The sequence below is a fragment of the Pyrobaculum sp. genome (assembly GCF_049971835.1).
Lineage (GTDB): Archaea > Thermoproteota > Thermoprotei > Thermoproteales > Thermoproteaceae > Pyrobaculum.
Genome location: NZ_JBMFKV010000079.1, coordinates 1 through 9261 on the forward strand (window position 1 = coordinate 1; position 9261 = coordinate 9261).

Consider the following 9261-nt stretch of genomic DNA (forward strand, 5'->3'; position numbering starts at 1 on the left):
CGCGGCGGAGTTGCTGAACAGTACTGAAAAGGGGCTCGGGGTGCTCATGCGGGTTAGGACTATGCTTCGGCTAGTGAATGCCTCTGATAAAGCGGTGGAAGCTGTCGAGGCTGGGATTAAGTGGCTGAATCTTACCAAGTGGCTGATTAACGAGGAAGCACGGATAAGAAAGCGGATATCTGCTGGAAATATGTCTGATGCTGATATTGAGAATATACTTATCGAAGTGGAGAAAGCCAGGGCAAGGATTAGGGAGCTACTTGACCACTTCGAGAGGGTGAAGATTGCGGGCTTCCCAAGACAGTGGGCGGCGGAACGCATCGCGTTGCTCAACAACACAGCCGCGCTGTTGCACGAGCTGAGGGGTCTGGACATCGCCGCAAGGCAACGCATTATCAAAGACCTGGTGTCTGGACGCTCAATTGGAGAGCTGATCAGCGAGGCGCGGTCAGCCAAGACCGCGCACGGAGGCGGCCCCGGCGGCGGGAAGAGGGAGAAGTAATTAGAAGTAATTTAACAGATAACCACTTTTTTTACACACCTCGCCGGGATATACCCGGTGAGGAGTATTTTCTGCGTCGCCTTGTAGATCGGCGCCTCCTCTCTGACGCAGTCTGCGTCAATTTCTAAAACGACAGGCTTCGGTCTCCTCCTGGCGTTGAGACACGCCGTTTCCAGGTCGGCGGCTAGGTGGACGTATCTCCTCCTCATCGGGAGGACGCCGTTGGCTTCAATCGACGGCAGGTAGTCGAGGGAGGTGCCGTGGTAGAGGATCTTTGCCGAGGTGTCCACCGGGTATTCTATGTCTACCTCGATGCTGTGACCGTAGCGGGCTCTTATACGTCCGCCGTCTATCTCGAACCTCCCCTTGTCGTCGAGGGCGGCGATCGCCGCCAGCTCCGCCGCGCCTATCCTCACGCCGGCCTTCTCAAGGCCCCGGAGCACTGAGGCGATGTCTGCCCAGCCGCCCCGGTCTAGAGTGACACCCAGGGCCGCGGGGTCGTGGCGCAGGGCAAGCGCAAGTAGCTTAGATGCCCGCAACCGGGTGGCGCCGTCTATTACTAGCTGGGCGGGTGCTCCGCAGTGGGTAGACGCCTCCGTATAGAGGCCGCAGTGGGGGCATTTGTATACTGGCTTCACCGGCACCAGAGCTGTGTAAGTATCTGGAGGGCTTCTCTGAATCGTGTGGGCTCCTCGGTGCCTAGGCCTATGCGTATGGCGTTGGGGGCTTGGAAGAACCTCCCGGGGACGGTCTTGACGCCGTGGGCGAGGAGCCTCTGCGCGAGGTTGTAGTCGTCGCAGTTGGTGGGGACCAGCGCTATGGGCATGTGGGGGGTGTAGACGGCGTCGGGGAACGCCCGCCTCAACGCGTCGGCGTTGGGGGCAATGATGGAGAGGTTTCTCTGCTTAATCTCTGCCCTCCTGGAGAGGAGCACCGCCGCGGCTCTCCTCTCGGGGTCCCTGGGGCCGGGGTTGGCGAGGTCCTTTAAAAACCTCATCCTCTCCACCACCGCCGCGTCGCCGAAGGCCCATCCCATCCTCGTGTCGGTGGTGTAGAACTTGTCCGTGCTGTGGCTGAAGACCACGTTCTCCAGAGGCCACCCCCTCAAGTCGTCCGTGACGAAGTCTGAGAAAATCACGTCCACTATTAGGTAGGCCCCCCGCCTCCTCGCCTCGTCGGCCAGCTCGTATAGCTCCTTCTTCGTGAGGAAGCGGCCGGTGGGGTTGTTTGGGTTTGAGAATATAAGAACGCCCCCGGGCTTCAGCGGGGCCTCCCACACGTCGCCCACCTGTAGGTGCCTGACGCCGAGACCCGGCGCGAGCTTCGTAATGGGCTCGTACTCCGGAGCCACCGTAACGGCGTACTCGGGCCTCACCGCGAGGAAGGCGAGCAGGTTCCCCTCCTGAGCCCCCGCGGTTAGGGCCAGCTCCCTCTCGGAAATCCCGTACATCTCTGCAATTACCTCCTCCGGAGAAGGCGCCGAGGCGGCTGGGGGGACCTCAATCCTCGCCACCCCGCTGTGGGCGAGGTCGTACCTACCCGCGGACTTGCGTATCCACATAAACGTCTCCACTTGCGCAACCAACCAAACCCTAATATAAATCAATACCCCGGCCACAGACGCCGCGACGCGTCGGCGACCGCCCGCCCCCCGGCCGCTCCGCAGATATAGTTTTAACGTTGCTACATCTCTCGTCTGTGAATTGCTCATACTGCGGGGCGCCTCTCGACCTGACGCCGGAGTCTGTGGTTGTGGTGTGTAGGTACTGCGGCACGCCAAATTTCGTAGCGGGGAACCCGTCGAAGATCTTGGCTGTGCCTACGCTTTCCAGTTCCGAAGTCCTGCGCCGGGCTGTGGAGAGGACGAGGAGAGATTTCAACCTGGGGAGGAGGATGTCTGAGATAAACTTCGCCAGCCCCGACCTCGTATACCTGCCGTTCTACTTCGTCGACGTCCGGCTCAGAGCCTCTTACGAGGCCACGGTGGTCCTCACCTATACCCGCACCGTGTACGTCAGAGGCCAGGCAACAACCCGCGTTGAGACTAAACGCGTGAGGGTGTCGGGAGTCGTCACATATACCGACTTGGTGGCGGTATTGGCTAGGAGGGCGGCGTGGGGCCTCTCTGTGGATAAGCTGACGTCACATTTCTTCAAGACAGCCCCCGAGCCGAGGCAACTCGCCGAGGTGGCCACGTCCACCTCTGTGTCGGGGGCGTTTCTCGCAGCCGAGCTGACGCCTGAGAGGGCCAAGGCGAAGGCAGTGAGGGCCGTGGTGCCGAGGCTACTGGCCAGGGTTGATGAAGACGCGGCTAGGGTGGCAAGGGAGGAGACGGGGTTGTTGATGGCTTCGGCAACTGTGGAGGACAGGACCGTGGACTACACAGTGGAGAGGCTTGAGGTGTCCCCCTTGACGTACCTCCCCATGTGGATTGTGCCGTATCTCTACAAGGGGTCCTACTACAACTACTACGTGGCTGGGTGGGACGGGGCTGTGGTAGTGGCTGAGGAGCCCTCCTTCGTGGAAAACAAGGCAATCTCACTCCTGGGGGTGGCGGCTGTTGGGGGCGTGCTGGGCGGCCTCTCGTCCCTGGCTCTGCTCGGCGGAGTAGTCGAGGGCGCAGTCACGGCGCTGGCCGGCACGATTGCTACGTACCTCCTGGCAGGCGGCCTTCTGAAGTCTCGGCGGGTGGAGACATGATTATCCAGTGCCCCTTCTGCGGGGCTAAGTACGACGCTCCGCCGGGGAGGAGGTTCTACGTCTGCCCCTACTGCGGGACTGTGGTGTCGGAGGGGAAGACCTACGAGAGCGTCTACATCTTCAAGCCCACTGTGGACAAAACCACGGCTTTTAGAAAAGTGCTGAATCTAAGGCCCATGGGCTCCCCCGACGATCTCCCCTCGGCGACGCCCGCCGGCGCCGAGATGCACTTCCTCCCCCTGTACCTATACCACATAACTTTCAAGCCTCTTGAGGAGCTTGAGACCTACGCCACGGCGCTGGCCCTATCGACGCCGCCATTTAAGCTACCGAAGAGTTACATATTCCCCGCGAGGTGGAGAACGCCGTTTAAGCCGACTCTTGAGAGACTCGGAGTATTCCACTCGCCGGACCTCTCGCCGGAGGACGCCTTCCGTAGCCTAGGCGAGGTGGTTGAGGAGGCCCGCACCTACGTCTCGGTATTTAAGGCTAGGGTGACTGTGGAGTGGAGTTTCGAGGGGATTGTGTACTACCCATTCTGGGCCCTCACGTATACATACGGCGGGCGTCAGTTCGGCGCTCTCGTCGACGCCGCGGAGGGCTCCGTCTTGAGAATGGAGTACCCACTGTCGAGGCGGGGCCGCGCCGAGGGTATAGGGCTAGCGGCCGCGTCGGCCCTCGCGACGGCGGCGGTGGGCGCGTTGACCACATACTTCCTCGGCCTCTACCCCGCGCTGGGGGCCCTGGGCGGGGCCTTGGCGTCTCTGGGAGCCGCCGCCAGGCTGATCACCTTCGCGGCGGCGCGCGTGGGCCGATACGAGGCTGAGGCGAAGCTCTAATTTTTAAACCCCGGCTATATGGCGAGCATGAAGAAAATTGCCATAGCCATACTCGCCGTGCTTATCGCAGGTGCGGTACTCTACTTCTACCAAGCCGCTACAAGCTACATGAAGCCCGGCGGCGATGGAGCCGCGACTACCACCAGCTCTCCCCCGCCCACAGCCACCGCCGGTGCGCCCACCGGCACGGCGTCGCCGACGCCGCCGACGGCGGTCCCCCCGGCGACGTCCACCGCCACTCCGCCTACCAAGACGTCTGTGTCCACTGTAACCAGCACAACTACAACCACCACGGCGGCGAATTTCCGGAGCGACAGCTACGAGGCTAACTACACATACACCATCACGGTGTACATTGGCGACATGTCGCTGAGGCTAGTTGGCTGGTCTGTAGAGGGGGTGGGGCCCCTTGGCAACTACAGCTTCGGTAAGTTTGTCTTTAACATACCGCCGAGGGGGCCTGTGGAGGTGAGCCACAAGGCGGCTACGGAGGGCCGGCTTATGTATGTGGTGACCTGCGCCGGGGGTGAGTGCCAAGCTGAGACCACCACAGCTAACTACACCATGCTCCACATCATACACGGGGTAAACTCCACCAGCACCGTGAAAGGGACCTGCACGCATCTAGGCTACACGGGGTCCGCCGTGGAGGAGAGGGGCAAGATAAGCCCCGAGGTGTTTGCCTACATCCTAGGCGGCCTGCCCGCCAACGGTAGCGGGGTTTACGTGGCGGAGATGTGCGAGGTGGGCGGCGTCCCCCTGGCAGTGGTGGGGGACGTGTATCTAAACATGACTCTCTACGGCCAGGCCTTGACTATGAAGCTGAAGATCGAGTCCTCGGCTGTGGCCGTCGCGCCGTACAACTCGACGCTGTACCAGCGAATCCTGGCCGAGGCCAAGGCGGCGGCGCAGAAGGCCAGGGCTTAGCAACGTTTTAACTTCCCCAACTCCCCCACCGCCTGAGGCAGGGAGTAGCCCCTAGCCAGGAGCTCCTCTAGGTGGAGCTCTGTGGGTATTCCATTGGCCAGCAACAGCTCAGCCGCCCTATCGATGGGGGCGTCGTGGCTGTATACAAGCGACGCCGCCTTGTTCAGCCCCAGAAGGACCTTGGGGTCTAGACGGAAGCCAACCATGGCGCAGGCGTCTACCCAAACCCGGCGGGTGCCGCTCCTTATCTCCAACTCGCCGTGCCCACCTCTGTAGGCCCTTACAGCCACCGCGGAGGCTTCCGTCACGCAGATAGATACGAGCCTCTCCAGCCTCTCAATCTGCTCCCGAGCCAGCCCCACCGCGCCTATGAGCCCGCCGGCCGCCGCCGCCTCGGCCACTTTCTTCAACACGTACTGCCTATCCAGCTCCCCGTCGGCCCCCGGCGACATGACCCACACCTCCGCCTCCACGCCCAGCTCCACCGCTCTGACGAGCACGGCGAGGCCGTAGGCGTCTGCCAGGGGGCTCCTAATCGACTCCTCGCAACCGATCCCAAGCACGTCGCCCCCAACGTCTACCCCAACCACGCGGCTGAATCTCGCAAGGGCGCGAGCCACCTCGCTGGGGCGTCTGTAGGGATCGACGATGTATATCGACTTGTTGAGAGCCCCCGCCACGCACATGCCCTGGGTCTTGAAGACGCGTCCGCCCCTCTCCACGTAGCTACGGGGGGTGGCTAGGTAGAGCCCCCCTCCCAGATCCACCACCTCTCTCAGCGCCGAGGCCGGCACCGGCCCCGGCGTCGGGTCAACGACGTATCTCTCCCACGGTATCTGCCCCACCGCGTCGTCCCCGGCCAGCGCCGCCGTAGTGACCACGTCGCCCCCGCCGCCGATGGCTAGGTAGAGGGCCACGTCGGAGGCCCCCCCTAGGGGTTTTTATAGACTGCGCCTCCCGGCGACAAGCACGAAGAGAGATATGAATATGAGCATGATGCCGAGCACCAGCAGGGGAGACGCCCCACCCCCTATGAAGGAAGCCGCGCCTAGTATTGTGAGGACCCCGCCCCAGAAGGCGGACTCCCTGCTCCTCCCCGCCGCCATGTAGGAGGCGCCGTATACCCCAACGGCGATGCCTATAAGCTGGTTAGCCGCCAGCTGGACAGCCCCCGTGGACGCCAGGACGAGGTATACGCCGACGGCGAGCGCGGCGACGGCGGCCGCGGTCTCTCCAGGCGTCACGGCAACTTGGCGCCGCAGTTCATACAGAACTTAGCCTCCGGCGGGTTGACGAAGCCGCACTGAGGGCACCTCCTCCCCAGCATGTAGCCACAGTTTATACAGAACTTGGCCCCCGGCGGGTTTACGTATCCGCACTGGGGACACACCACGCCCTGCTGGTGCTGAGCTAGTTGTGTCGATACGGCTGTCTGAGGCGGTGGGGTGGGCTGAGGCGGAGGAGGAGCCGGGGGCTGTGGGGCCGGTTGCGTGGGGGGCTGGGGGGCTGGTGGAGGCTGCGGCGTCTGTTGCTGGAAGAGGGGCGGGATTATCATCAGCCCCGCGCCGACCGCGGCCCCGGGGCTCTTGCCGAGCTCCGCGGCGGCTTTCTGCAATGTCTCCATGCGTAGGTACTCCGAGGGGGTGACGCCGGTGGCTCTGATGTAGAACAGCCTGTCGCGCCAGATGGGGTCAGTGACGTCTAGGCCTTCGAATTTGACGTCTATGAGCTCGAGGCCGAGTCTGGAGAAGTGGGGGGCTATTGCGTTTTTAGCTACGAAGCTGGCCTGCTCCAGGTTGCCGTATATGGTGAAGATGGAGTTTCTGGAGAGCTCTGCCATTAGGTTCTCGTTGAAGTAGCCCCTTAGGAACTTCTGGAGGTCCTCCGTGGTGTATATGTTCTGGCCGCCCACGACCTGGGTGACGAAGAGGGCCGGGTCCGCCACCCTGAACCAGGCGGTGCCGAAGAACTGTATCGGCGCCAGCTCGGCGGTTTGGCTCCTCCCGCCGAAGGGGAGCTGGTGCTGTTTAAGCGAGACGAATATGACAACGGCAGTGAAGGGCGACTTCTCAAACCCCGCAATTCTGCTAAGCGCTTGGGTGAGCAGGGGGAGGTTGGCGGTGGTGAGGGTGTGCCTCCCCGCCCTAAACACGTCGTACACCTTCCCGTCGCGCATAAAAACCGCCGCCTGCCACTCCTCAACAATGAGCTGGGACCCCCACTCAATCCTATCCACAGGGTAGCGCCAGATTATCTCCCCCTCTCGGGGGTTAACCCACTGGATAACTTGTGGCATGGATGAGCATGTCCATTATTTTAAAACCTTAACGGAGGTTCAAACCACGTCATTAGAGCTGTACATTGACACTACTCCACCCGCAGTCCTAGCTCTTGCCCCTCCTGAACAGCTTGTCGAAAAGCCCGCCTTTTTTCTCCTCACGCGGCGGCTCCCACGTGGCGGGCGGCGGCTCGCTAATTGCCTTTAGTATTTTGCTACGCTCGTCTATCTTAGCATCTAGTGACTGCAACTGCGCCAGCAACTGCCTGAGGGCGTCGGCCCATTGCTGGGAGCCGGGGGGCTGGCTCTTCAAGACGGCCACTTGGTCTGCCACTTTCTTTGCCTCCTCCACGAGGGCGAGGTCGTGCTGGTATACCTGTTCTAGGACGCTCTCATCTACCTTGGCCAAGTCGAAAAAGCCCGCGTAGCCGTGGGGGGCCTTGTCTATCTTCTGCGTCACCTTATCCAGCAGAGCCCTCGCCGTGTCCCAGAGGTACCGGGCGTCTGGGTTGGCCGCAACGGCGCGGGCCTCCGACGGGCCCAGCACCAGCTGCGACGCGGCTGAGGAGAGGAGGGAGGCGACGTGGCGCCTCACGAGGGCGTCGGTCTCCCTCCTAATCTCCTTCTGCTTGTACCCGGCGTAGCCAGGTATGTAGGAGGCGATCCTCTCAAGGAGGTTTTTTTCAAAACTCATAAAGCCCCGTAACCCCCTATTTATATTATTTACTGGAGATAAGGTTTGTACAGCGGGCCCACATCTCTCTTTAGATATTCCATAAACCTCTCCACTTCTCCATACGTGGCGTGGGCCACCTCCAGCCTCTTGGCAAGCAGGCGGTCTCCAACCACAACTACAAACTTGTCTTTAATATACTCCCGGAGTCTCCACTCCTCCACTCTTTCAACACCTGGACAGGAGGAGAGAGAGACGAGTACTATGTCCCATTTTTTCAACTCATGAAACCGCTGAGGGGGGCACCCCCGGAAGATGAAAACTAGAGGTGTATCCATGATAAATATTTGCAACAAATGTTATTTAACAGTTGCTGTGATGTAGGATACCATTTCAGCTACTTCTCTCTCGAAATCGGGGCTTGGCCTGTATTTAAGGAGGCGGGCCATTTTTTCACAACTGAAGCTCCTTCCCAGGAAGGGGAGGTGCTTTTTCAAATCCCGGGGCGCGGCTATCCTCATGACGGCGCTGGGCACAGGTATGTGGAGGGCCCGCCTCCCCAACGCCTTTTCTATCGCCAGCACGAAGTCCGACAGGCGCCTGGGGGCGCACTCAGTGGCAAAGAAGTACTCCCTAGAGAGGGCGGTGGAGAGCTTCACCACCTTCGCCAGCTCCCGGGCCGATATGGCCGAGACGGCTAGATTCACCATGGGCGCCACGCCGCGCCTCACCATGCCGGCGAGCGTAACCCACTCCGGGTGGTCATTGAAGCGGCCGTAGACGAGGACCGGCCTTACAATAACCCAGTCCTCGAAACAGCCCGCCACCACCCTCTCCCCCTCCACCTTCGACGCGTCGAATTGGGAAATAGGCTTTATCCCCTCCAGGTGGCGCTCCTCCTCTCTTATGGGGTTGCCCACGGGCCCCCTCACGGTGGCGCCGGATATGTGCACCAGCTTCCCCCTCCACCCGGCCCTCCGCGCCGCGTCGCACAGCCTCTTGGGGAACTCGGCGTTTGCCTCCCACACCGCCGCTGGACTTCCGAAGTACTCCCCAACGAGGTTTATCACCACGTCCGGCTTGGCGGACTCAAGCGGCTTCGCGGGGTCTGTGTACTCCATCAGCTCTGCGTGTTGCGAGACGAAGCTCGCAAGCGCCGGCTTTCTCCTCGGAGAGCCCGGCCTGTGGGCGACGTACACCTCCTCCCCTGCCAAGGCCTCCACGACGTTAGCCCCGATGAAGCCCAGCCCGCCGTACAGCAGATACCTCATAGACGGCGTTGGACGTGGATATAAAACTTATATTCAAACCCCCCGAAACAGCCGTGAGGGCCGCGGCCCTG

At 61.5% G+C, this 9261-nt stretch carries 11 protein-coding genes and 1 pseudogene; 4 read left to right on the plus strand and 8 right to left on the minus strand.

Annotated elements, in window-relative coordinates; all coding sequences use genetic code 11:
- Positions 1-502, plus strand: a pseudogene (locus tag ACP5J3_RS07960) (hypothetical protein); the annotation flags it as partial.
- 11 nt (positions 503-513) lie between these two features.
- Here the strand turns inward: ACP5J3_RS07960 and ACP5J3_RS07965 are convergent.
- Complete coding sequence (locus tag ACP5J3_RS07965; RefSeq protein ID WP_428495198.1) at positions 514-1140, minus strand: RNA 2'-phosphotransferase; 627 nt, start codon at positions 1138-1140, stop codon at positions 514-516.
- Complete coding sequence (locus ACP5J3_RS07970) at positions 1137-2075, minus strand: pyridoxal phosphate-dependent aminotransferase (RefSeq protein ID WP_428495199.1); 939 nt, start codon at positions 2073-2075, stop codon at positions 1137-1139. The genes ACP5J3_RS07965 and ACP5J3_RS07970 overlap by 4 nt, the downstream gene beginning before the upstream one ends.
- A gap of 125 nt (positions 2076-2200) precedes the next feature.
- On the opposite strand from ACP5J3_RS07970, the gene ACP5J3_RS07975 reads away from it, so the two are divergent.
- The 3 genes from ACP5J3_RS07975 to ACP5J3_RS07985 are packed head-to-tail and all read left to right on the plus strand — an operon-like array spanning position 2201 to position 4968.
- Positions 2201-3202, plus strand: coding sequence for a zinc ribbon domain-containing protein (locus ACP5J3_RS07975; protein WP_428495200.1), 1002 nt, complete (start codon positions 2201-2203; stop codon positions 3200-3202).
- Complete coding sequence (locus ACP5J3_RS07980) at positions 3199-4041, plus strand: transcription factor IIB (protein ID WP_428495201.1); 843 nt, start codon at positions 3199-3201, stop codon at positions 4039-4041. The genes ACP5J3_RS07975 and ACP5J3_RS07980 overlap by 4 nt, the downstream gene beginning before the upstream one ends.
- A gap of 27 nt (positions 4042-4068) precedes the next feature.
- Positions 4069-4968, plus strand: a complete 900-nt coding sequence (locus tag ACP5J3_RS07985) for a hypothetical protein (protein ID WP_428495202.1) — start codon at positions 4069-4071, stop codon at positions 4966-4968.
- Here the strand turns inward: ACP5J3_RS07985 and ACP5J3_RS07990 are convergent.
- The 6 genes from ACP5J3_RS07990 to ACP5J3_RS08015 form a co-directional block, all read right to left on the minus strand.
- Entirely contained in the window at positions 4965-5885 is a 921-nt protein-coding gene (locus ACP5J3_RS07990; RefSeq protein WP_428495203.1) for a DUF1152 domain-containing protein, read from the minus strand. The two genes, ACP5J3_RS07985 and ACP5J3_RS07990, sit on opposite strands and share 4 nt — an antisense overlap.
- Positions 5886-5909: 24 nt before the next feature.
- Positions 5910-6212 carry a hypothetical protein gene (locus ACP5J3_RS07995; protein WP_428495204.1) on the minus strand — a complete coding sequence of 101 codons (303 nt, stop codon included), beginning with the start codon at positions 6210-6212 and terminating at the stop codon, positions 5910-5912.
- On the minus strand, positions 6209-7264 hold the full coding sequence (locus tag ACP5J3_RS08000) for an SPFH domain-containing protein (RefSeq protein ID WP_428495205.1): 1056 nt from the start codon (positions 7262-7264) through the stop codon (positions 6209-6211). Before ACP5J3_RS08000 ends, ACP5J3_RS07995 begins: the two co-directional genes overlap by 4 nt.
- A gap of 88 nt (positions 7265-7352) precedes the next feature.
- The gene (locus tag ACP5J3_RS08005; RefSeq protein ID WP_428495206.1) at positions 7353-7940 is read right to left on the minus strand and encodes a hypothetical protein; all 588 of its coding nucleotides are present in this window, start codon (positions 7938-7940) and stop codon (positions 7353-7355) included.
- A gap of 29 nt (positions 7941-7969) precedes the next feature.
- Complete coding sequence (locus ACP5J3_RS08010; RefSeq protein ID WP_428495207.1) at positions 7970-8257, minus strand: hypothetical protein; 288 nt, start codon at positions 8255-8257, stop codon at positions 7970-7972.
- Between the two features lie 21 nt (positions 8258-8278).
- Positions 8279-9190, minus strand: coding sequence for an NAD-dependent epimerase/dehydratase family protein (locus ACP5J3_RS08015; RefSeq protein ID WP_428495208.1), 912 nt, complete (start codon positions 9188-9190; stop codon positions 8279-8281).
- Positions 9191-9261: the final 71 nt, after the last annotated feature.

Coding starts and splice junctions, on each gene's coding strand:
- ACP5J3_RS08005 (WP_428495206.1), bottom strand. CDS start 7,940: ATGAGTTTTGAAAAAAACCTCCTTGAGAGGATCGCCTCCTACATACCT.
- ACP5J3_RS08015 (WP_428495208.1), bottom strand. CDS start 9,190: ATGAGGTATCTGCTGTACGGCGGGCTGGGCTTCATCGGGGCTAACGTC.
- ACP5J3_RS08000 (WP_428495205.1), bottom strand. CDS start 7,264: ATGCCACAAGTTATCCAGTGGGTTAACCCCCGAGAGGGGGAGATAATC.
- ACP5J3_RS07985 (WP_428495202.1), top strand. CDS start 4,069: ATGAAGAAAATTGCCATAGCCATACTCGCCGTGCTTATCGCAGGTGCG.
- ACP5J3_RS07980 (WP_428495201.1), top strand. CDS start 3,199: ATGATTATCCAGTGCCCCTTCTGCGGGGCTAAGTACGACGCTCCGCCG.
- ACP5J3_RS08010 (WP_428495207.1), bottom strand. CDS start 8,257: ATGGATACACCTCTAGTTTTCATCTTCCGGGGGTGCCCCCCTCAGCGG.